The organism is Asanoa iriomotensis (genome assembly GCF_016862515.1).
In the GTDB taxonomy this organism is placed as follows: Bacteria; Actinomycetota; Actinomycetes; order Mycobacteriales; family Micromonosporaceae; genus Asanoa; species Asanoa iriomotensis.
On sequence record NZ_BONC01000095.1, the window covers coordinates 1 to 21,784 of the forward strand.

At 70.5% G+C, this 21,784-nt stretch carries 19 protein-coding genes; 5 read left to right on the forward strand and 14 right to left on the reverse strand.

Going from position 1 to position 21,784, the window contains the following annotated elements; all coding sequences use genetic code 11:
* Positions 1–825: 825 nt before the first annotated feature.
* From mycP to Air01nite_RS36980, 9 genes are all read right to left on the reverse strand, one after another.
* Positions 826–2,415 (reverse strand): type VII secretion-associated serine protease mycosin, encoded by a 1,590-nt coding sequence (gene mycP / locus Air01nite_RS36940; protein WP_203708053.1) that lies wholly within the window; start codon positions 2,413–2,415, stop codon positions 826–828.
* Positions 2,416–2,623: 208 nt separating this feature from the next.
* Positions 2,624–2,773: a hypothetical protein gene (locus Air01nite_RS36945; RefSeq protein ID WP_203708054.1), complete on the reverse strand. Its 150-nt coding sequence runs from the start codon at positions 2,771–2,773 to the stop codon at positions 2,624–2,626.
* Positions 2,774–2,918: 145 nt separating this feature from the next.
* Complete coding sequence (locus Air01nite_RS36950; protein ID WP_203708055.1) at positions 2,919–4,286, reverse strand: WXG100 family type VII secretion target; 1,368 nt, start codon at positions 4,284–4,286, stop codon at positions 2,919–2,921.
* A 25-nt stretch (positions 4,287–4,311) separates the two neighbouring features.
* On the reverse strand, positions 4,312–4,851 hold the full coding sequence (locus Air01nite_RS36955; RefSeq protein WP_203708056.1) for a hypothetical protein: 540 nt from the start codon (positions 4,849–4,851) through the stop codon (positions 4,312–4,314).
* A gap of 132 nt (positions 4,852–4,983) precedes the next feature.
* On the reverse strand, positions 4,984–6,399 hold the full coding sequence (locus tag Air01nite_RS36960) for a S8 family serine peptidase (RefSeq protein WP_203708057.1): 1,416 nt from the start codon (positions 6,397–6,399) through the stop codon (positions 4,984–4,986).
* 254 nt (positions 6,400–6,653) lie between these two features.
* Positions 6,654–8,465: a gamma-glutamyltransferase gene (gene ggt / locus Air01nite_RS36965; RefSeq protein WP_203708058.1), complete on the reverse strand. Its 1,812-nt coding sequence runs from the start codon at positions 8,463–8,465 to the stop codon at positions 6,654–6,656.
* An 87-nt stretch (positions 8,466–8,552) separates the two neighbouring features.
* Positions 8,553–9,308, reverse strand: a complete 756-nt coding sequence (locus Air01nite_RS36970; protein ID WP_203708059.1) for an ABC transporter permease — start codon at positions 9,306–9,308, stop codon at positions 8,553–8,555.
* 14 nt (positions 9,309–9,322) lie between these two features.
* Positions 9,323–10,102: an ABC transporter permease gene (locus Air01nite_RS36975; protein WP_203708060.1), complete on the reverse strand. Its 780-nt coding sequence runs from the start codon at positions 10,100–10,102 to the stop codon at positions 9,323–9,325.
* The gene (locus Air01nite_RS36980; RefSeq protein WP_203708061.1) at positions 10,103–11,056 is read right to left on the reverse strand and encodes an ABC transporter ATP-binding protein; all 954 of its coding nucleotides are present in this window, start codon (positions 11,054–11,056) and stop codon (positions 10,103–10,105) included.
* A gap of 131 nt (positions 11,057–11,187) precedes the next feature.
* On the opposite strand from Air01nite_RS36980, the gene Air01nite_RS36985 reads away from it, so the two are divergent.
* Positions 11,188–13,584 (forward strand): galactose-binding domain-containing protein, encoded by a 2,397-nt coding sequence (locus Air01nite_RS36985; protein WP_203708062.1) that lies wholly within the window; start codon positions 11,188–11,190, stop codon positions 13,582–13,584.
* A gap of 28 nt (positions 13,585–13,612) precedes the next feature.
* Here Air01nite_RS36985 and Air01nite_RS36990 read toward each other — a convergent pair whose 3' ends face one another.
* The 3 genes from Air01nite_RS36990 to galE are packed head-to-tail and all read right to left on the reverse strand — an operon-like array spanning position 13,613 to position 16,193.
* Positions 13,613–14,206, reverse strand: coding sequence for a hypothetical protein (locus Air01nite_RS36990; protein ID WP_203708063.1), 594 nt, complete (start codon positions 14,204–14,206; stop codon positions 13,613–13,615).
* A 29-nt stretch (positions 14,207–14,235) separates the two neighbouring features.
* Complete coding sequence (locus Air01nite_RS36995; protein ID WP_203708064.1) at positions 14,236–15,249, reverse strand: UDP-glucose--hexose-1-phosphate uridylyltransferase; 1,014 nt, start codon at positions 15,247–15,249, stop codon at positions 14,236–14,238.
* Positions 15,204–16,193, reverse strand: coding sequence for a UDP-glucose 4-epimerase GalE (gene galE / locus Air01nite_RS37000; RefSeq protein WP_203708065.1), 990 nt, complete (start codon positions 16,191–16,193; stop codon positions 15,204–15,206). Before galE ends, Air01nite_RS36995 begins: the two co-directional genes overlap by 46 nt.
* 110 nt (positions 16,194–16,303) lie before the next feature.
* Between galE and Air01nite_RS37005 the strand changes: the two genes are divergently transcribed.
* Positions 16,304–17,086, forward strand: a complete 783-nt coding sequence (locus tag Air01nite_RS37005; RefSeq protein ID WP_203708066.1) for an SDR family NAD(P)-dependent oxidoreductase — start codon at positions 16,304–16,306, stop codon at positions 17,084–17,086.
* An 820-nt stretch (positions 17,087–17,906) separates the two neighbouring features.
* On the opposite strand, the gene Air01nite_RS37010 is transcribed toward Air01nite_RS37005, so the two are convergent.
* The gene (locus Air01nite_RS37010) at positions 17,907–18,653 is read right to left on the reverse strand and encodes an SDR family NAD(P)-dependent oxidoreductase (protein WP_203708067.1); all 747 of its coding nucleotides are present in this window, start codon (positions 18,651–18,653) and stop codon (positions 17,907–17,909) included.
* Positions 18,654–19,022: 369 nt separating this feature from the next.
* Here Air01nite_RS37010 and Air01nite_RS37015 point away from each other — a divergent pair, with 369 nt between their 5' ends.
* On the forward strand, positions 19,023–19,334 hold the full coding sequence (locus tag Air01nite_RS37015) for an ArsR/SmtB family transcription factor (RefSeq protein ID WP_203708068.1): 312 nt from the start codon (positions 19,023–19,025) through the stop codon (positions 19,332–19,334).
* On the forward strand, positions 19,334–19,876 hold the full coding sequence (locus Air01nite_RS37020; protein WP_203708069.1) for an SRPBCC family protein: 543 nt from the start codon (positions 19,334–19,336) through the stop codon (positions 19,874–19,876). The genes Air01nite_RS37015 and Air01nite_RS37020 overlap by 1 nt, the downstream gene beginning before the upstream one ends.
* Positions 19,877–20,073: 197 nt before the next feature.
* Here Air01nite_RS37020 and Air01nite_RS37025 read toward each other — a convergent pair whose 3' ends face one another.
* A complete protein-coding gene (locus tag Air01nite_RS37025; RefSeq protein ID WP_203708070.1) occupies positions 20,074–21,183 on the reverse strand; it encodes a DUF5925 domain-containing protein in 1,110 nt (369 codons plus the stop codon).
* A 205-nt stretch (positions 21,184–21,388) separates the two neighbouring features.
* Between Air01nite_RS37025 and Air01nite_RS37030 the strand changes: the two genes are divergently transcribed.
* Positions 21,389–21,784: hypothetical protein (locus Air01nite_RS37030; RefSeq protein WP_203708071.1), on the forward strand; the 396-nt coding region annotated here is incomplete at its 3' end.

Sequence of the window (21,784 nt, forward strand, 5' to 3'; positions counted from 1 at the left end):
GGGCCCGCCAAACCGGGCCGGCCCCCGGTCGGCCAGACCGGGCCGGCCCCCGGTCGGCCAGACCGGGCCGGCCCCCGGTCGGCCAGCCCACGCCGCTGACGACGTCCACACCGCAGGTGCGCCAGCACGCTTCGCGAGCCTCACGCTCGGGCCTCACCCGCCCGCAGTTGATGGCGGGCGCCACGCGCCGCCGGCCGGCCGCACGTTGGTGGTCTTGCAAGCCGAGCGTCAACGGCAGCAGCAACGGGATGACTGCCTGCCGCGGCAGCGCCTTGCGGAGGGACGTCTTTGCCTCGCCAGTTCTTTTGGTGGCGGCCCTCACCGTCGCCGCCGCTTGCGGTGCCGACGCGAAGGCGGACGAGCGTCCTCGTCGTCGTAGGTGACGGCGCGGTGGGCGTCTCGGCTTGCTCTCAACCCATCGCCGAAGCGTCGAAGCGGCGTTCAGCCGTTTGCCTCCACGGGAACTGCATGATGGGGGAGCCATCACTTACCCGAGCAGCCGCGATCAACCGGCGACCAAAGTCGACCGTGTGGCGTTCACCGGTGCGTCGTGGTTCTGACGGCTATCACAGCGGCCTCACTCAACTCCATGATCTGGGAGCCATCACCTACCCGAGCAGCCGCGATCAACCGGCGACCAAAGTCGACCATGTGGCATTCACCCGGTGCGTCCTGGTCCCGACGGCTATCACAGCGGCTTCACCCGACTCCGCTTCCCACCGCCACGACTTGGCGATCTGTCGAATCGCGAGGGACGGTGACTGCGAATCGTTGCTGTGGCCCACCTGCCCGTTCAGCACGCTCGTGGTCGAACCATTTTGGCGATCAGGGGGGCGGCACCTGGGCCCGTCCGCCGTAGTCGGGAGTCCCGCCCACTTGGTGCGGTTGCGCCGCATGCGGTCGCCCCGCACCGGGTTGCCAGCCCAGCGGTTGCTGACGCTGCCCGGGTGGCTGTGCGGCAGCGGTCCGCGCAGAAGCGGCGGCGCCCTGGCCGCCCGGACCTGGCACCCCGGCGGGGCTGCCTGGGCCAGGAGCGGTGTTTCGGCGCCGTACCTTCGGCGCTTTGACCGATGTGGACGGCTGACCGTCCGCCGCCGGCTGGCGGGGGTTCGGCGCGCGGCGCGCCGGTGCCCCGATCGCAGCCTCGCCGAGAACGCCGCGGCGTCGAGTGCGCCGGATCACCGCGGCACTGAGCGCGATCACCAACGCCAGGCCTGCCAGCGTGGCCGCCGTCCAGGTCGCGATCCTCCGCGTGTCGGCCATCGGGTCCTTGGGCAGCGTCACCGGGGTGAGCGCCAGCGGTGCGGGCGATGGCTTCACGGCCCCGGCGATCGCCGTCAGGGCGCGGTAAGGGTTGATCATCCCGTACCCCACCTGGTTGTTGCGCCCCTCCGGCGGATGATCGGCGGTCGCGCGGATGCGCTCCGCGACCTGCGCGGGCTTGAGCTTCGGGTCCGCGGACCGGATCAACGCCGCGAGCCCGGACACGTACGCGGCCGCGAAGCTCGTCCCGCCGTCCTTGAACTGCGCGTACCCGTCGCCACGCGGCATCGGCCCCGCAACCTCAGCCCCGGGAGCGGCGACGTCCACATAGGGCCCCGACGTCGAGGTGTCGACGTGATGCCCCTCCTTGTCGATCCCCGCGACGGCGATCACGCCTTCATAGGCCGCCGGGTAGGCAGTCTGCTCGTTGCCGTTGCTCCCGCCGTCATTGCCAGCCGCGGCCACCACCACGACATCGCGGTCGAGCGCGTACTCGATCGCGTTCTCCAACGCCCCCGTCGGGTCGGTGGTGAGCGACAGGTTGATCACGTCGACGTCCTGGTCCGCGGCCCACTTGATCGCCGTCGCGATGTCCCCGGACGTGTTCGGGTCGAAGTCCTTCTGGAGATCCCGCAGCACCCGGACCGGCAGAATCGACGCCTTCGGCGCGATCCCGCTGAACACCGATTTCTCGGGCTGCCGGCCCGCGATCACGCCGGCAACCAGCGTGCCGTGCGCCACCTCGTCACACTGCCCCTTCGCCGACGCGTCGACGAAGTCGCGACCCTCGAGCACTTTGCCTTCGAGCGCCGGATGCGTCGCTGACACACCCGAATCGATCACCGCGACAGTGATCCCCGCACCCTCGCTGATCGGCCAGGCAAGGTCGGGCCGCAACTGCTGCAAGGGCCACGGCTGCGCGGTCATCGGCTCGCCCACATCGGGCCCACACGACGGCACCCGCCCCACGACGGAGGCCGCAGCACCAGGCGCGACCGCACCGACCGCGACAACAGAGCCCACCAAGGCGGCCGCAGAGGCCATCGCACTCCATCGCGTGGCGAGCGAGCGCCACCGACCGGCAGCTGCGCGAAGCATCGTCGCGGTCGATCGGGTGGTGAGGGAGGGTCGCTGGCTGGTGGTCGCGTGCAACGTCGCGGTCGATCGGGTGGTGAGGGAGGGTCGCTGGCTGGTGGTCGCGTGCAACGTTGCGGTCGATCGGGTGGTGAGGGAGGGTCGCTGGCTCGCGGTCGCGTGCAATGTCGCGGTCCATAGGGTGGCAAGCGAGGCTCGTCGACCGGCGGCCGCGCGGAAGGTCGCAGTCCATCGGGTGGCGAGCGAACGTCGCCGGTCCACGGCTTCACGCAACGTAGTCAGGGTCCGTCGATTGGTCGGCGAGCGTCGCCGACCAGTCGCCGCGCGCAACGTCGTCGCGGTCCATCGCCTGGCGGGAGACCAGAGCCGGCGCTGGTTCTGGCGCAACGTCGCGGAGGTCGTCATCGTCCACCATGACCCGGGACCACCCGAGACGCTGCTTGGTCCGGCCGAAGTCCGTGCGGGACCAGCGGCGCCGGTTGTGGTGACCACCGACTCAGCCGGTCCGTTCCGACGGGCCGTGGTCTCGCCTTCAGGGGACACCGGCGACGCTCGTCTGGTCAGTTGCCGAGGACCGGCGGCGGTGGGGCGTCGTTGCCGTCGTTCCACACGTTGTCGTCCTCGTAGAGCCAGCTGTCGTACTCGTCTTCGTCCCCGTGCCCGTGAGACCCACCCGGACCACCGACGAACCCTGCCCCGCGACCGGCGCCAAGCTTGGCGGCGGCGCCCTTGCCCGGGCCGGCGCCCGCGCCCGCTCCGACGCCGCCGATGCCGGCCATGCCGCCGCCGCGGGCACCGCCTCGCCCGGCGCCGGCCGCGCCCGCGCCGACTCCGCCGATGCCGGCAGCTCCGCCGGCGCCGAGCCGGCCGGTGCCGCCGCGCCCGCTGCCCGCGCCGCCCCGGCCCGCCAGGCCGCCGCCCATCGGGGCGATGGACGGCGCGACCGGCTTGCCCAGCGAGCCGCCGCCCGGGATGCGGCCAAGGCCGCCCGCGCCGATGCCGCCGCTGCCGAGCCCGGCGCCGCCGCCGAGGCCGCCCGTGCCCAAGCCGCCTCCGCCTAGCCCGCCCGTGCCGAGACCGCCGGTGCCGAGGCCCGGAGACGTGGTCAGGCCGCCGCCTGCACCCGCCAGGCCGGACCCTGGCTCGAACTCGCCGAGGTCCGGACCGGTGGGCTTGCCGATCGGCGAGCCGTCGAGCAGGCCAGGCATGTTGCCGACGCCGGTGCCACCGGGTTTGGGCAGGTCGAGACCGCCGACGCCGCCACCGCCGCCGGCACCACCGAGGTTGGGAACGCCACCGCCGCCACCGCCGGGGACGCCGCCGAGTTCCGGGGATTTGACTTCGGGGGTGAAGCCGCCGGCCGTCACGGCGGCGTCGGGCGCTCGTTCGGCTGCTGACTCGTGCTGCCTGCTGACCGTGTCGTACGCCTCGCGTGCGTCGCTCTCGACGTCCGTGAGCAACTTGCGGAACTGGTCACCGATCCAGCCGAGGGCACTCATCGGGGCGTTGTCGAAGACGTTGGCCTTCAACTCGACTTCGAGCACGCCGGGACCGATGGAGATGCGCGCGTCGCGTGCGGCCATGAGCTCGCCGAGCATGCTCGCCGGGACCGGCATCGCCGCCTGCGCGGCTTGGAGATCCTGCGCGGCGGTGCGGAGTGTGTCGACGATGCCGGTGGCACCGTCGGGCGCGGCGCTGTCGGGGAGCTTCTTCAGATCCTGGCTGACGGTCTTGACCCGCTCGGCGAACGCGTCGGCTGCCTTGCCCGTCCAGAACGCGTCGATGCCCTTGATGTCGCGCTCCAGGGAGGTGCAGACATCGCGTACGTTGCCGATCAGCTCCTGCCAACCGAGCGCGGCGTCCTCGACGTCAGCGGGACGCCCGGCGATGACGACCTGGTTGACCATGGTCGTCCAGTCCGTTTCCATCTGCTCTTCCTCCCCCGACAGATCGCTAGATCTGGTGCTGCTTCTCAGCTGCCTTGCCGAAAATCGTCTGCCACTGTTGCGCGGTGAGCGCGTTCCGGTCTTCGGCCGCCGCGTAGTTTTCCTTGATCTTGCCGAGCGCATCGGCGGTGTCGCGCAACTGCTCGACGATGTTCTTGAGGCCCGCGCGGAATGAGGTGTAGAGCGTGGTGTGCTTGCCTTGGATCGCGGTGGCGCCCTTGAACCCGCCGATGGCCGGGTACATCGCGCTCGGCGGCCCGTCGATCTTCTCGAGGAGTGCCGGCATCGCCCAGTACAGCCGGCTGAGATAAGCGGCTCGCTCGCGTAGCCATTCCTGTGTGGCCTCGAGCGACTCGAGGTCGACGCCTGTCTTGGCGTCCGGCGCCGACTCGGTCAGCCCTTTCGGCGCGACATCAGGCCGCGACGTGCCGACGTTGGCCTGGTCGAGGCGCATGTCGAAATCGAACGGTCGGTCCCATTCGGCGTGCAGCCGGTCGCCGTTGTTGTCGACCGTCATCACCGAGCCGTCCTTGAGCTGGATCTCCACAGTGTTCTGGTCGATCCGCTTCCAGCTCTCAACCTGTCCGTCGAGTTCCTTGTTGCCGGACTCGAACTTCTCCCCCATTGCTTCTCCCCAGGTCTCGGCGGCCGTTGCTGGTGCCGGACGTCAATGCGTACCCTACCGTTCACCCGACAACGGCGGTTGCCGCTGCGCGTCTGGCGGCTGACCGGGCTGCCCGGGTTGCTGCGACGGCGGACCGTATGTCGGCTGGGGCGGTGGCGGTCCGTACACCGGCTGCTGTGGTGGTGGCCCGTAGTTCGGCTGTTGCGGCGGCGGCGGATAGTGGCCCTGCTGCCCGTAGCCCGTCGGCGGTGGTCCAGCCCACGGGGGTCCTGGCCGCTGACCGGCAGGCGCACCCGGCAACGCGCCCCGCCGGCGCCGGCGGTTGGACCAGACGATCAGCACCACGATCGCTGCCACCACGGCCAGGCAGCCCAGGCCGTACACCAGCAGTCCGACCGGATTGGTGAACCTGATGCCCAAGCCTGAGCCGCCATCGCCGCTTTCGTCCGCGGACCGGCCGCGTGCGGTGTCGTCAGGTAGTGGAGCCGCGGCGCCGAGCGGGTTGGCGTCGACGCGTGGGACGTCGGCGGTCAACGCCCGCACCGGATCGATGATGCCGAACCCGTAGAGGCTGTCGCGACCCTTGTCGCCCTTGTCAATCGCTGTCTTGATCAGCCGGTTGACGACGTTGGCGGCGTCGAGGTCGGGAAACTCGGCGCGGATCAGAGCGACGACTCCGGACGTGATCGCGGCGGACTGGCTGGTGCCGCTGCCGACGCCGTACCCGTTGCCGGTGTTGACCGACATGATCACGTCGACGCCCGGTGCGGCAACCGCGAGCTCGGGGCCTCGACTGGAGTTCTCCCACACTCCGCCTTTGCGGTCCACCGCGCCGACCGAGACCACCCCGGGGTGCCGGGCGAGCTGTCGCAGGTCGGTGCCCTCGTTGCCGGCGCTGGCGACCACGACGACGTCGTGTTGTTGCGCGTACGTGATGGCGTCGTCGAGCTCGGCCGATTCCAGGGGCGACGTCGTGCCCATCGAGATGCTGATGACCCCGGGCTTCTGATCTGCCGCCCACCGGATCGCCTCGGTCATCGTCCTGGTGTCGTCGCCCACCGCGACCGGCATGATCCTGGCCTGCGGGGCGATGCCGAGCATGCGCTGCTGACCACCGCCACGCCCCGCGATCAGGCTCGCCATGCCGGTGCCGTGGCTTACCTGCTGATCAGGGTCGGTGCGGCCGTCACCGGCGGTTCCGGGGGCGAAACCCTTGCCAGCCACGACCTGGCCGACGAGATCCTGGTTGTTCGCTTGGACGCCGCTGTCGACGACGACCACCGTCACGCCGGCGCCCTTGGTGATCTGTTGGGCGCGGGCGATCCGGAGCGTGTCGAGATGCCAGGACAACGACCGCACCGTGTCGGCGTGCGCGGGCGTGGCGAGCAGCGGCAGCGTCGCGACCATGAGAACGGCCGTCGCCGCGGCGAACCACCGCGCGAGCGAGCGTCGGTCCTTGATCTGCTTCATCTCACCGCCCGTGTCGCTGTCAAGGCGGGCAGCGCAACCAGCGCATCGGCGGGCGTGACTGTCCGTGCGGCCAGTGTAGAGGTCGGCGCTGGGCGGAGAACGACCCGCAAGCGGCCTGTGGATAACTCGCTGCCTGTGGATAACCCCGTCCTAGGGTCCGTCATCGGGTCGACACTGGCCACCGACCACAACGGACGCGGCGACGACCGAATGTTCGGCCGCCGCCGCGTCCGCGGTGACTACGCGGGGAGGACTCAGTGCGACTTTCCGGTGCGTACGACGCCCGCCGCGCCGCCACCACGGCGGACCGGCTCGGCAGTGGCGACCATGCCACCGTTGCGGGTGAACTCGATCGCCGTGGCAGCACCGAGCTCAGCCGTGCTGGCGAACGTGGGTTGCCCGAGTGCGGCCAGGTCGGTGCCGTAAGCGGTGATGAACGCGGGCTCTGCCTGTGGCGCCGCACTGTTGCGTTGCGACGCGCGGGGTGCGGCCATCGCCTCTGGCAGGGTCATCCCGAGGTCGATGCGGTTGACGATCATCTGCAGCACGGTGGTGATGATCGTCGCGCCGCCCGGGGTGCCCAGCGCCAGGAACGGCTTGCCGTCGTCGAAGACGATCGTCGGCGACATCGACGAGCGCGGCCGCTTGCCCGGAGCGGGGAGGTTCGGGTCGGGCGGCGCGCCCGGGGTCTGGATGAAGGTGAAGTCGGTCATCTCGTTGTTGAGCAGGAAGCCGCGGCCAGGCACCACCATCGCGTTGCCGCCGGTCTGCTCGATGGTGAGGGTGTACTCGACGATGTTGCCCCACTTGTCGGCAACGGTGAGGTTGGTGGTGCTCTGGCCGGGGTTGCCCTCGGCTGCGGCGGCCGAGGTCGCGCACTCGCCGTAGCGGCCGTCGGGGTTGCCGGGCGCCACGGGCTTGGCGAACGCCTTCGCGGGGTCGATCAGGCAGGCGCGTTCGGCGGCGTACCGGTCGCGCAGCAGTTCGTCGAGCAGCCGCTGCGAGGTGTCGGCGCCCACATACCGGTTGCGGTCGGCGAACGACAACGCGCTGGCCTCGAGGTAGTGGTGCAGGGCGTCGACCGCGCTCATGCCGGACAGGTCGAACCGTTCCAGGATGTTGAGCGCCTCGCCCACCGCCACGCCGCCGCTCGACGGCGTCGACATGCCATAGACCGTGTATCCGCGGTAGTCGGAGCGCGTCGGCGCCGGGAACCGGACGTCATACCGGGCAAGGTCGTTCAGCGTCATGCCGCCTGGACGGATCTCGAACGCCCACGGCACCGCGGGGTCGGCGGCGACTGGCGGGTGCTGCACGGTCGCCACGATGTCGCGGGCGATCCGGCCCTCGTAGAAGGTGTCGGTGCCGTGCCGGGCGATCTCCCGGTACGTATCGGCCAGGTCGGGGTTGCGGAAGCGCGAGCCGACCGTCGGCGGCTGCCCGCCCGGCAGGTACAGGTCGCGGGTGGAGCCGAACTGCGCGAACTGGGCGGAGTTGTCCGCGATCTGCTGGCGGAACGTGGCGTCGACGGTGAAGCCGCGCTGCGCGACGTCCGCCGCCGGGGCCAGGGCCGCGGGCAGCGACCGCGAGCCCCACTTGCGCAGGGCTTCCTTCCAGGTCAACAGAGTCCCGGGTACGCCGGCCGAGATGCCGCTGACCCGTGCCTCCTGGAACGCGATCGGGGTGCCGTCGGACTTGAGGAACGCGTCCTCGCCCATCGCGCTTGGCGCCGACTCGCGACCGTCGATCGTGTGGACCCGCCGCGTCTTGGCGTCGTAGTAGACGAAGAATCCGCCGCCGCCGATGCCGGCGGAGAACGGTTCGGTGACGCCAAGGGTCGCGGCTGCCGCGACGGCGGCGTCGACGGCGTTGCCGCCGCGGCGGAGCACGTCGAGACCGACCGCGGTGGCGGTGGGGTCGACCGTCGAGACAGCGCCGCCATAACCGACGGCTGTGGGTTCCTTGGGTGGCTCGCCGCCACCATGAGCGAGCGCCGGGCTGGAGCCCGGCGCCACCAGTCCTGCCGCGGCCACGACGGCGACGACTGCGATCTTTCCGAGCTTCATTGCCCCTCCCGGATCAGCATGCGTCTCTATGTCCTACCGTCACCGTCCACGATCGGCAACAGGGCGAACCGCTCGGGCAGGTAACGGTCAGCTCAGCAACAGGAGCGACAGGCGCCGTCGAGCCAGCCAGGTCGAGCCGACGCCCATGACCAGGAGGTATGCGGCGGCGGCGAGCATCCCGGCGCCGAGGTGGCCCGTGGTCAGACCGCGCATGAGCTCGATGCTCTGGTAGAGCGGCAGCGCCGAGACCAGCACCTGCAGCACCGGTGGATAGATCGACAACGGATAGAAGGTGGTCGCGAACAGGAACATCGGGAGCATGACCAGCTGCAGGTACTGGTGATGGTGCGGCTCGCGGATGTAGGTGGCGGCGGCCAGGCCGGCGGCCGAGAACGCGTAGGCGATCAAGACAGCCGCCGGCACAGCGAGCACCGCCCACCAGGAGTGCACCATCCCGAGGAGGGCGATGACCACGAAGAAACAGCTCGACGACAGCGTGCTGCGCAGCACCGACGCGGCGATCTCACCGAGCGCGATGTCGCCGATCCGCATCGGCGTGGTGACGATCGCGTCGTAGACCTTGTCGAACCGGACCCGGAACCAGACGTTGCTGGTCGTCTCGTTGATCGCGCTGTTCATCGCCGAGGTGGCGAGCAGCGCCGGTGCCACGAACGCGGCATAGCCGGCAGCTCCGGAGTCGCCGCTGACCAGCTGACCGATGCCGACACCCACGGACAGGAGATAGAGGAAGGGCTCGAAGATGCCGTTGACGACGAGGTTCCACGGCCGGCCGTGGCGCAGCACCCAGAGGTGGCGCACGACGATCAGGTGGGCGGACGACACGGTTCATGCTCCGTTCACGCGTGCAGTGCTCGCCGGTACGTCCGGCGCGCCACCAGGTAGCCGACGCCACAGAGCGCGCCGAGATAGCCGACGTGCACCGCCGCCAGTGGCCACGTCACCGTGCCGAGGCTCAGCGACCGGCACAGGTCGACGCCGTGCCACAGCGGGGTGGCGTAGACGAGCGGCCGCACGATGGCCGGCAGCTGCTCGACGGCGAAGAACGTGCCGGAGAACAGGTAGAGCGGCATCACCACCCACTTGAAGATGCCCATCACCGGCCGCACGTCGGGCAGCGTCACCGCCCAGGCCGCGGACGGCAGCGCGAACGCCAGCGCCGTCAGCGCGGCCGCCGGCAACGCCAGCAGCACCAGCGGCGAGCGTGCCGCGCCGAACGCGACCATCACCGCCACGAACACGACGGCACTCAGCGCCACCCGCGACGCCATGAAGAGGAGATGACCGTGCAGGATGTCCTCGGGCTCCAGCGGCGTGCCGGCGGCCACCGGGTAGGCACCGCCGGGGCCGCGGTTCACCGCCACCGGGAACGCCGCTTCCACGATGCCGTTCTGCATCGCGGCCGCCGCCAGGATCCCGGGTGCGAAGAACGTCAAGTAGTCGACGCCGCCAAGCGCAGCGGAGTCCGGCCCGACCAGCCGGCCGAGGCCGACACCGATCGCGACCAGGAACAGCAGCGGGTTCGCGATGCTGATCACTACGGTGCCGCGCCAGGTGCGGCGGTAGCGCAGGATCCAGTACTGGTAGGCGCGCAGGGCCATCGCGTCGGCGGTCGCCACTCAGTCCACCAACGTCCGGCCGGTGAGCGCCAGGAACACGTCCTCGAGACTGGCGCGGCGCACCATCGCGGTCGCCGGCCGCAGGCCGAGCTGGTGGACGACCGCGAGCGCGGCCTCGCCCTCTGCGGTATACCAGAGGACCCGGTCGGGCAGCTCTTCGAGCCGGTCGCGGATCGCCGCATCCCGCAGCTTGGCCACCCCCTTGTCCTGCTCGCCGATCTCGAAACGCAGTTCGAGCACCTCCTTTGTGGAGTGTCGAGCGATCAGCTCGGCCGGCGAGCCCTGCGCGACGATGCGGCCCTTGTCCATCACGATCAGCCGGTCGCAGAGCTGTTCGGCCTCGTCCATGTAGTGGGTGGTCAAGATCAAGCTGACGCCCTGCTGTTTGAGCCGGAACAACCGGTCCCACAGCACGTGCCGGGCCTGCGGGTCGAGCCCGGTCGTGGGCTCGTCGAGCAGCAGGATCTCCGGTTCGTTGATCAGCGACCGGGCGATCGTGAGCCGCCGGCGCATGCCGCCGCTGAGTGCGTCGACCCGCTCGCGACCGCGATCGGCGAGCTGTGCGAACTCCAGCAACTGCGCACTGCGGGCGGCGATCTCCGGCTTGGGCAGCCCGAAGTACCTGCCGTAGATCAGCAGGTTCTCCAGCACGGTGAGCTCGCGGTCGAGCGCGTCATCCTGCGGCACCACGCCCAGCCGGGCCCGGATCTGCCGCCCCGCCGTGAGCGGGTCCATGCCCAGGACCCGCAGCGTGCCGGCGGTCGGCGGCGAAACGCAGGCGATCATCCGCATCGTCGACGACTTGCCGGCGCCGTTGGGGCCGAGGAAGCCGAACGACTCGCCCCGTCGCAGTGTGAAGTCGATGCCATCGACCGCCGTGAACGGCGTCCCATGGCGGTCGCGGGGCGGGTAACGCTTGACGAGGCCGGCCGCCTCCACGAGGACATCGGACATGCGAAAGATCGTAGAAAACCAAGCAGTCTGCTGTCGAGATATTTCAATCATGAGTACGACTATTGCGTGCGTGTGTCGCGTCCTGGCACGATGACCGTCGATCCCGTCCCGACCCCCAAGGAGCGGCAGACATGGCTGTCTCGCGCCGAAGATTCGTGACCTCAGTGGCGGCCGGGTCCGCCCTGGCCGCTGTCTCCACCACCGAACTGGCCGCCGTCCTGGCCAGCCCGGCCAGCGCGGCCAGCCCGCCCGGCGACGTCGTCGGCAAGATCTCGGTCGGCTACCAGGGCTGGTTCGCCTGCCCGGGCGACGGTGCGCCGATCGGCGGCTGGTGGCACTGGAGCCGTGACCGCTTCCAGCCGCCGTCGCCCGGCAACACCACGATCGTGTCCTGGCCGGACATGCGCGAGTACATCCGCGGCTACACGACCGCGTACCCCAACCTCGGCAACGGGCAGCCCGCGCAGCTGTTCTCCTCCTACGACGACCAGACCGTCGACACCCATTTCAAGTGGATGCAGCAGTACGGCTGTGACACCGCCGCCCTGCAGCGGTTCAACCCGTTCGGCGACGAGGGCCCGACCCGCGACGCGATGGCGCAGAAGGTACGCGCGGCGGCGGAGAAATACGGCCGCAAGTTCTACATCATGTACGACGTCACGAGCTGGACGAGCATGCAGTCGCAGATCAAGACCGACTGGACCAGCAAGATGTCGGCGCACACGGCCTCGTCCGCGTACGCCCGGCAGAACGGCAAGCCCGTCGTCTGCATCTGGGGCTTCGGCTTCAACGACGACGGCCGCCCGTTCGCACCCGCACCCTGCCTCGACGTCGTCAACTGGTTCAAGGCGCAGGGCTGTTACGTGATCGGCGGCGTGCCCACCTACTGGCGGCAGGGCATCAACGACTCCCGCGCCGGGTTCTCCGAGGTCTACCACGCCTTCAACATGATCTCGCCGTGGATGGTCGGCCGCACCGGCGACCTGGCCGGCCTCGACTCCTTCTACAACAACGTCAACGTCCCCGACAAGGCCGACTGCGACGCCAACGGCATCGACTACCAGCCGTGTGTGATGCCGGGCGACCTGTCATCCGGGCACCGCCGACACGGCGACTTCTACTGGCGCCACTTCTACAACATGATCCGGCTGGGGTCCGCCGGTCTCTACGTCTCGATGTTCGACGAATACAACGAGGGCAACCAGATCGCCAAGACGTCGGAGACCCAGGCCACGACGCCGGCGGGCGCCAACATCCGGGCACTCGACGAGGACGGCACCTTCTGCTCGTCCGACTACTACCTGCGGATCACCGCCGACGGCGGCCGGATGCTCAAGGGCCAGCTCGCCCTGACCCCGAACCGGCCCACCCAGCCCACCACCGGCGGGGGCCCGCCCGACCCGCCGACCGGCAACCTCGCACTCAACAAGCCCACCTCCGCCAGCTCACAGAACGGCGGCTTCGTCGCCGGCAACGCCGTCGACACCAACGTCGGCAGCTACTGGGAGAGCGCCAACAACGCGTTCCCACAGTGGCTCCAGGTCGACCTCGGCACCGCGGTGCTGGTCAATCGCGTCGTGCTGAAGCTGCCATCGGGCTGGGAGACGCGCACACAGACGATCCTGGTCCAAGGCAGCACCGACGGCTCGCAGTGGACGACGCTCGCGCCCAGCGCAGGGGTGACCTTCAACCCCGCCTCGGCCAACACGGCGACGCTGACGGTGCTCGCCTCGACGGCCCGCTACGTGCGTCTGACGATCTCCGGCAACACCGGCTGGCCGGCCGCGCAGGTCTCGCAGTTCGAGGTGTACGGCGGAACCAGCGAACCCGGCAGCCCGCCCACCCCGCCGGGCAACCTCACCGTGACCGGCAAGACCACCACGACGGTCTCGTTGTCGTGGACGCCTTCGACCGACGACGTCGGCGTGATCGGCTACGACGTGCGGCAGGGCGCGACGGTGGTCGGGTCGCCGAGCGGCACGTCGCACACCGTGACCGGTCTGAACCCGAACACCAGCTACACCTTCTCGGTCGTGGCCCGCGACGGAGCCGGCAACCTGTCCACCCCGTCCAATGTGGTCACGGTGACCACCGACGCGCCCCCGGCCAACACCAACCTGGCGATCGGTCGGCCCACCGCCGAAAGCGGACACACGCAGACCTACGGCTCCGGCAACGTCGTCGACGGCAACGCCAACACCTACTGGGAGAGCCCCAACAACGCGTTCCCGCAATGGGTCCAGGTCGATCTCGGCACGGCGACGTCGGTCGGCCGGGTCGTGCTGAAGCTCCCGCCGCAGGCCGCCTGGCAGACCCGCACCCAGACGCTGTCGATCCAGGGCAGCACCAACGGCTCGTCGTGGAGCACTCTCGCCGGTTCCGCTGGCCGTGTCTTCAACCCGGCGACGGGCAACGCGGTGACCGTCACCTTCTCGGCGACGTCGACCCGGTACGTCCGGGTCAACTTCACCGGGAACACCGGATGGCCCGCGGGCCAGCTGTCCGAGCTGGAGGTGTACGCGAGCTGACGGCACACCGGATCCCCGCCGGCCGCTGTCAATCGCCCTTCGCAGCGGCCGGCGGTCCGGCTGACGGCGTCGTGCCGGCGCGGTAGGCCAGTAGCCGCCGCCTCCGCCGCAACAGCAGGCCGGCGGCGGTCAGCGTGCCCACCGCCGCACCGAGAAGCAGAAGCCGAGCGACCAGTTCGCCCGCGATGACCGCGGCCGTCACGAACGCGAGCGCCGCGACCACCTGCGTCACCGCGGTGAACCCGAGCCGCCGGGCCATTCCCCGATCGCGCATGTCGACGACCAGGTCGTCGATCCGCGGATCGTCCGTCGAACCGGCCTGGATCGCCCGGACCGCCGCTTCGCGGGTCGCGGAGTCGGCGCCCTCGACCAGCGGGACGTCGCCGCGGCGTCGGACGCGGATCAGCAACGGCGTGAGCAGCGCGGCGAAGACGACGAACGGGAGCAAGGCCACGAGCACGTTCCACGGCAGCGGCAACTCGCCCACCCCGCCGCGTGCGGCGAACATCGCGGCCAGCGCGCCGAAGAAGAGCAGCAGCACCAACACGATGACACCGCTCGACGCGGTCGCCCGCTCCGCGTTCGACCGCAGCCGGTCGCGCTCCTCGGCCGTGAGCCCCACGGCGGGCAAATACCCGCGCGGGGTGAAAATCAATCGTTGTCGAGGTCCCGCAGCCGCTGCGCGGCGATCTCCGGCGTGATGTCCCGCTGCGGCTGGGCCAGCAACTCGAAACCGACCATGAACTTGCGGACCGTCGCCGACCGCAGCAGCGGCGGATAGAAGTGCGCGTGCAGGTGCGCTTTCGGGTGGTCGCCGCCGTCGGTGGGGCGCTGGTGGAAGCCCATCGAGTACGGGAACGTGATGCCGAACAACCGGTCGTACCGCCGGGTGACCTTTCCGAGGATGTCGGCCAGCCCGTCGCGGGCGGCGCCGTCGAGATCGGTCAGTGACCCGTGATGCGGGCGCGGCAGCACCATCGTCTCGAACGGCCACACCGCCCAGAACGGCACCAGCGAGACGAAGTGGTCGTTGCTGTCGATGACCCGCGCGCCGTTCTTGAGCTCAGCGGCCAGATAGTCGCAGAGCAGGCAATCCCCGTCGTACGCCGCCTGCTGCGTGATCTCCTTCGCCGGCTCGTTCGGCACACTCTCGGTCGCCCAGATCTGGCCGTGCGGGTGCGGGTTGCTGGCACCCATCATCGCGCCGCGGTTCTCGAAGACCTGGACGTGCCCGACCCAGTCGATGGCGCCCAGGGACGACGTCTGCTCGGCCCAGGTGTCGACCACGGTCCGCAGCGCGGGCTGGGACATGCCGCCGAGCGTCAGGTCATGCCGGGGCGAGAAGCAGACGACCCGGCAGATGCCCCGTTCCGGGCTGGCGACGAGCGGACCGTCGTCGACTCCGCCGCCCGACGCGTCGGGCAGCAGGGCGGCGAAGTCGTTGTCGAAGACGTAGGTGGAGTCGTACACCGGGGTCTCGACGCCGCCGGCCCGGGTGTTGCCGGGGCACAGGTAGCACGACGGGTCGTACTCGGGGCGCGTCTCAGGTGTCGTCTCCTCGACCTGGCCCTGCCATGGGCGGGCCGTGCGGTGCGGTGAGACCAGGACCCACTCGCCGGTCAGCCGGTTGAGCCGGCGATGCGGCGCGTCTGGAAGTAGGCCCATGCGTCCCCCACGATCGATGCCAGGTCGGGCTTCGCGGCGACCCAGCCCAGCTCAGCGCGCGCCCGGACCGACGACGCGATGAGCGTAGCCGGGTCGCCGGCACGCCGCGGAGCCGGTGAGACCTTCACCTCGGCGCCGGTCACCTGGCGCACCATGTCGACGATCTGCAGGTTGGAGAAGCCCTTGCCGTTGCCGAGGTTGTAGATCTTGTGCCGGCCCGGATCGATCGCCTCCAGGGCGAGCAGGTGCGCGGCGGCGAGATCCTCGATGTGGATGTAGTCGCGCACGCACGTGCCGTCGCGGGTCGGGTAGTCGCCACCGAAGATCCGCAAGCTGGGGCGCAGGCCGGCCGCCACCTCGAGGGCCGCCGGGATCAGGTGGGTCTCGGGCTCGTGGCACTCGCCGAGCGGGATCGCGCCGTCGAGCGCCGCGCCCGCGACGTTGAAGTAGCGCAGGCTGGTCGCGCCGAGCTGATGAGCCTTGACCGCGTGGGCGATGGCCATGTCGACGGCGAGCTTGGTCCAGCCGTACGGGTTGGTCGGCGCGACCGGCGCCTGCTCGGTGATCGGCAGCGTGCTCGGGTTGCCGTAGACGGCGGCGGTCGAGCTGAACACCAACCGCTGCACGCCGGCGAGGCGCATCGCGTCGAGCAGGGCGAGCGACCCGGCGACGTTGGTGTGCCAGTACAGCTCCGGACGCTCGACGGACTCACCGGCGGCGATCTTGGCGGCGAAATGCAGCACGCCGTCGAACCCGGCGCCCGGGGTGAGCACCTCGCCGACCTCGTGCAGGTCGCGCTTGTGCAGCATCACCTCGCCGGGGAGCGACCCGACGTGCCCGGTCGACAGGTCGTCGATGACCTCGACCGTGTGGCCGGCGTCGAGCAGTTGATGCACGACGACGGACCCGATATATCCGGCGCCGCCGGTCACGAGCAACTTCATGGGACGACCTTAGGGCCACGAGTGCCCGGCGCGGCATCCGCGATGAGTAATCGGCAGAAATGTCGCGTCAATGCGAGAGGATCAAACGAATAGCGCTCGGAGGAACGCTCATGCTCGACCAGAAAAAGGCCATCGTGTACGGCGGCGGAGGCGCGATCGGCGGCGAGATCGCCCGTGTTTTAGCTGGTCAAGGCGCTAGTGTCCGGTTGGCAGGCCGATCTTTGCCCGCGATGGAGGCGGTGGCGGCCGACATCGCCACCTTAGGGCGCCAGCCGGCGGCGACAGCGGTGGTGGATGTGCTCGACGAGGCGCAGGTAAACGCGTACGCGGCTCAGATCGGAAAGATCGACATCTGCGTCAACGCCGTCGGCCTCGACGGCGGCGCCCAAGGCCTACCGCTGATCGAGATGAGTGCGGACGCGGTGATCCAGCCGATCGCCGACGCCTCCCGGGCGGCGTTCAACATCGCCAAGGCCGCCGCGGTGAACATGACCGACGGCGTGATCATCATGATCTCCGTCCCGATGGCCCGGATCCCGGTCGCGATGGCGGGCCCGTTCAGCAGCGCCTCGGCGGCCGTCGAGACCCTGGCCCGACAACTGGGAGCGGAGCTCGGCCCACGCGGCACCCGGGTGGTCTGTCTGCGCCTGGCCGGCATCCCGGAGACGGCCACCCGCCTGGGCTCGCTGACCGAACGCATGTGGCGCGACGCCGCGGCCCGGCTGGGCGTCCCGTTCGAGGATGTGGTCGAGGCCGCTGGCGCCGGCAGCCCACTCGGCCGGCCACTGACCGTCGCGCGGGTCGCGGAACTGGCGGCGTTCGTCGCCTCGGACCAGGCCACGGCCCTGACAGGCACGGTCCTGAACGCGACCGCAGGCGCAGTCCCGGACTAGGACCTCGTCCCTTGCCGCGGCCCGCGACGGGCCTGGGCGCTGCCTGGCGGCGTTCCGGAATCACCCGAATGCGACACCGGTGTCGGGGCAATCCCGGGCCACCACACGCCTCCAGCGGGTGGCGGAACTGGCGGCGTTCGTCGCCTCGGACCAGGCCACGGCCCTGACAGGCACGGTCCTAGTCCGGGACCGCAGGCGCGGTCCCGGACTGGGATCTTGTCCCTTGCCGCGGCCCGCGACGGGCCTCGGCGCCGCCTGGCGGCGTCCCGGATCGCCCGGATATGACACAGGTGGCCGGGCCACCACACGCCTCCCGCGGGTCGCGGAACTGGCGGCTTTCGTCGCCTCGAACCAGGCCACGGCCCCTGGCAGGCACGGTCCTGCACGCGACCCCGGGCGCAGCGCCGGACTAGGGCCCTTGTCCCTTGCCCCGGCCCGCGGGCCTAGGCGCCGCCTGGCGGCGTCCCGGGCATCACCCGGATACGACACCGGTGTCCGGGCAATCCCTGGCCGCCACACGCCTCCCGGACTCCGTGGCGACTTACGTTGAGCGGCGGGACCGGCTCTGGCCGCGGCGCTGGTCACGGCCAAGCCGATGCTGCGTCGTGCTGCTTGTCCCGGACTGCGGCATATCCCGCAAAGCCCGTTGTGACGCTAGCGCCGGCGTCCGCTCATCGCGCGGTTGCTAGCGGACCGCGGCCGCCCCGCGCCGGGCGCGGGCCAGCGCGCCGGCGCCGGACGCAGCGGCCGGCATGCCGGCGCACAGCCGGGCGATCCGGGCGGCGCGCCCGGGCGGCCGCTAGGCGCTGGTCGCCGCGCGCTAGCGGCCGGGTAGGGCGCCTCCGTTGACCTGGACGATCTGTGCGGTGACGTGGCCAGCGTCGGGCGAGGTCAGCCAACGGATCGTCGCGGCGACGTCGTCGGTGTGGCCGGCGCGTTTGTTGAGGGCCTGGCCGACCAGCATCTCGTGGCGCTCCTCGGTCATGGAGCCGCCGAAGAACTCGGTCTCCGTCGTGTAGCCCGGTGCCACCACGTTGACGGTGATGCCTCGCGGGCCGAGCGCTGCCGCCAGGTCGATCGCGTAGGGATGTAGCGCTGCCTTGCTGCCGCCGTAGGAGCCGGAGCCCGAGCCGCGGAAGGCCGCGATCGAGCTGAGCAGGATGACGCGGCCATTCACAGCCAGGAGGTCGCGGAGGGCCTCGGTCAGGTGCACCGCGGTCAGCACGTTGGCACGTAGGTTGCCCATCCAGGCCGCCGAAGCCCGCGCGACCGGACTCGCCTCGCCGCCCGGGTCGGACAGCGCGAGCGCCGCGTTGCCGCCGGCGTTGTTGACCAGGACGTCGACCCGCCCGTGCCGCTCGCCGATCTCGGCCGCCACCCGCTCCGCGCCGGCCACCTCACTCACATCGGCGACGATCGCGTGTGCGCCGATCTCATCCGCCGTCGCGGCCAGCACCTCGGCCCGCCGGCCGACGATGACCACCGTGTCGCCTTCCTTGGCGCAGGATGCGGCCACCGCTCGACCGATGCCCGTGCCGCCGCCGCTGACTACCACCACCCGTGACATGGCGCCGAGCCTAACGAGGCGGCAGGTGGTCTGTCGCCTGCGATAAAGAGGCTGTGGATAACCAGCGACGGCAGTCGCCGCGCGGTTTTCTGTCACACCCTTGCGCCACGATGCATCCATGACCGACGACGAGCGAAACAAGGTGGTCGCGAGGCGTCATCGGCGGCAGTGCGCGGTCGCTCCCGCGGCGCTCCACAAAGGAGGGATGATGTCCGATCCCTTGGGCCTGCTGACCCGCACCAGCAGTGGGTGCGCGCGGCCTCCGCCGCGAGCCGCGCGCGGTCCCGGGCGCGGAGCGAACCAGCGCGGCGCGGCGTGAGGTGCGCATATGTCTTGACAGGCATATGCCTGAAGAGCCATATTGGGTACGTGCCTGTTGACGCCTTCGCGGTGCTCGCCGAGCCGGCCCGCCGCCGCATCCTCGACGAGCTGAGGGTTGCCGACCGCAGCGTCGGCGAGCTGGTCACCGCGCTGACGATCAGCCAGCCCACGGTGTCGAAGCACCTCAAGGTGCTGCGCGACGCGGGCTTCGTCTCGTCCCGCAGCGCGGCGCAACAGCGCATCTACCACGTCGAGCCGGCCCAGTTCGCGGCGCTCGACGAATGGCTGGCGCCCTACCGTCGACTATGGACGAAGCATCTCGACAAGTTGGCGCGCCATCTCGACACGATGGAGCAGTGATGGAGACCTACGAACCCAGCACACTGGCAGACGCGCGCGCCGAACAAGCGACCGACGGCCGCTGGACGCTCGTGTTCATCCGCGACTTCCCACACCCGACGGCCCGCGTGTGGCGAGCGCTGACCAAACCTGCGGACCTGGGCGAGTGGGCGCCCTACACAGCCGACCGCGACCTGGATACGACCGGCCCGGCCACCCTCACGATGATCGACGGCGACGAACACGTCGACATGGCGGTCGAGGTGACACTGGTCGACCCGGAACGCGCGCTGGCCTACAGCTGGGGCACCGATCTGCTCCGCTGGGAGTTGACACGCACCGAGTCGGGCACGCGCCTCACTCTCCATCACACGGTCGCCGACCGCTCGTGGATCCCCCAGGTAGCCGCCGGCTGGCACATCTGTCTAGACGTCGCCGACCGACTACTCGCGGGCAACCCAGTGGGCCCCATCCGCGGCAACGAGGCCCGCGCCCACGGCTGGGATTCCCTGCGCGACGCCTACGCGATGAAGCTGGACGTCCCGACCGACGAGCCAAGCTAGCGACGCCTGCAATCCCCAATCGCTCGTGCGACGCCACAGACGAGCCCGCAACGATGGCGCGCGGCCTACGCCGCGGGCATGTTGCCGGACCCGGTCGTGCGGCGAGTGGGCACGGGTCGCGCGGCGAGTGGGCACGCTCGAGTTGGGCCGCGCGTCGAGCCACGCCGAGGTGGGGTCCGCGGGGTGCGGTTGCTTCGTCAGAGGTAGAAGCCGCTGGGAGCAGGCGTTGTGGGTGTGGTCACCGATGGCCTGCCGTCGCGCAGGGCGAGCAGTTCCGCGAGCGTCGCGCCGTAGGCGGCGACGCCGGTTGAGCTGCCGAGCCAGGCCGTGGCCTGCTCGTACGGCAGGGGGCCGACCTCGATCTGGGCCATGCACCGGCCCGGGCGCAGCACCGCGGGGTGCAGGCGGCCGATCTTCTCGTTGGTGGTCACCGCGACGATCACGTTGCCGCCCTGGCCGAGCAGGCCGTCGGTCAGGTTGAGCAGGCGCGACAGCTGCTGGGTGTTGGTCGTCAGGCCGTCCGCGCGGATCAGGTCGTCGCTGTCCTCCAGGAGCAGCAGGCGCCAGCGGCGGCTGTCGGTCGGGCCGCCGGCCGCGACCTTGGCCAGATAGGCCGGGTCCGTGAACAGCTGCTGCGGGTCGATCACCAGGTCGACCTGGCACCAGTCGCGCCAGGCGCGGGCCAGTGCGCGGAGCGCGGTGGTCTTTCCGGTGCCCGGGCTGCCGTGCATGATCAGCAGGCGGCCGTTCACCGTCGCGGGGGTGAGGTCGGCCAGGCGGTCGATTGCCTCGCCGGCCGACTTCTCGTAGTTGTCGCGGATCGTGGACCAGTCGTCGCAGGCCACGTTGCGGGCGGTACGGGTCGGGCCCATCTGCGACTGGTGCCAGAAGCCGATCTCGACCTCGCCGGTGTCGACTACCGCGGGTTCGGTGGCGCCGGCCGTGCATTCGGCCAGCACCGAGTCCGCCAGCTCCTCGGTGACGGCGGTCACCGTGATCGACGCGCCGCCGGTGCGCCAGCGGACCGCGCGGACCGTCCAGCCCTCGCCGATCGCCAACCGCGCGTCGCGGCCCTCGTCGACCGCGACCCGGGCCAGCTTCGCGCCGGGTGGGAGGAGGGAAGCATCGGTGCGTACCCGGTCCAGGCGCTTGGTCCGCGCCCACGGCTGATCGCCGGAGACGAAGCTGGACAGCGCCAGGGCGTCGACGACGTCGGACGGCACGTCCATGTCGTCGAAGTGCAGGATGCGACCCAGTGGACCGGTGTGGTCAGCACCGCCACTGCCGGGGATTCGGCCATCGAGCATTCACCGATAGTGACTACTCTCGGCGACGATCGTCCACCCGGTATGCACGGTGTGTGGCATTTGTCGCGCCCACCCGGACAGGATCTCGAAGCGTCAGTTACCCACAGTAGTAGGCTGCGCGCGGACCGCGTTCGCGGCCGATCTTGCCGGGATCTTGCCGGCGACCTCCGCAATCCTGCACCGGCTCGTAGCCTACGAACTCCGCGTGGTCCTGCTCGTCGAGCTGTCGGCACTGTTGCCGGCGCTATTGGCGCCCACGACCTCGGCCTGCGGCAACGCGCACGTGACGCTGGCCGCGCACGGCGACCGCGACCAGCAGACGACGGACGACGCTACGACCGATCACCCGTGGTTCCAGCTGTGCGTCTCGTTCTGGGAAGCCACCCGCCGAGTTCATATAGATCACATGGATGGCGCGGCGGGGTGGGTGCTCGACTTTGATGACCTTGTCCGTTGGCGTTCGGGGCAGTCACAGCACGAAATGCACGTCGCGCCGCGCGGCGTAGCCTGCCTCGTCGGCGCGACCGGCAGACCACGCGCGGACGCCGCGGTCAGATCACAGCAGTTCGTGTTTGATGACCTTGCCCGTTGTCGTTCGGGG

Coding starts and splice junctions, on each gene's coding strand:
- Air01nite_RS36960 (WP_203708057.1), bottom strand. CDS start 6,399: ATGAAGCAGATCAAGGACCGACGCTCGCTCGCGCGGTGGTTCGCCGCG.
- Air01nite_RS37020 (WP_203708069.1), top strand. CDS start 19,334: ATGGAGACCTACGAACCCAGCACACTGGCAGACGCGCGCGCCGAACAA.
- Air01nite_RS36945 (WP_203708054.1), bottom strand. CDS start 2,773: ATGGTGGACGATGACGACCTCCGCGACGTTGCGCCAGAACCAGCGCCG.
- Air01nite_RS36950 (WP_203708055.1), bottom strand. CDS start 4,286: ATGGAAACGGACTGGACGACCATGGTCAACCAGGTCGTCATCGCCGGG.
- Air01nite_RS37005 (WP_203708066.1), top strand. CDS start 16,304: ATGCTCGACCAGAAAAAGGCCATCGTGTACGGCGGCGGAGGCGCGATC.
- Air01nite_RS37010 (WP_203708067.1), bottom strand. CDS start 18,653: ATGTCACGGGTGGTGGTAGTCAGCGGCGGCGGCACGGGCATCGGTCGA.
- Air01nite_RS36985 (WP_203708062.1), top strand. CDS start 11,188: ATGGCTGTCTCGCGCCGAAGATTCGTGACCTCAGTGGCGGCCGGGTCC.
- ggt (WP_203708058.1), bottom strand. CDS start 8,465: ATGAAGCTCGGAAAGATCGCAGTCGTCGCCGTCGTGGCCGCGGCAGGA.
- galE (WP_203708065.1), bottom strand. CDS start 16,193: ATGAAGTTGCTCGTGACCGGCGGCGCCGGATATATCGGGTCCGTCGTC.
- Air01nite_RS36980 (WP_203708061.1), bottom strand. CDS start 11,056: ATGTCCGATGTCCTCGTGGAGGCGGCCGGCCTCGTCAAGCGTTACCCG.
- Air01nite_RS36995 (WP_203708064.1), bottom strand. CDS start 15,249: ATGGGCCTACTTCCAGACGCGCCGCATCGCCGGCTCAACCGGCTGACC.
- Air01nite_RS37025 (WP_203708070.1), bottom strand. CDS start 21,183: ATGCTCGATGGCCGAATCCCCGGCAGTGGCGGTGCTGACCACACCGGT.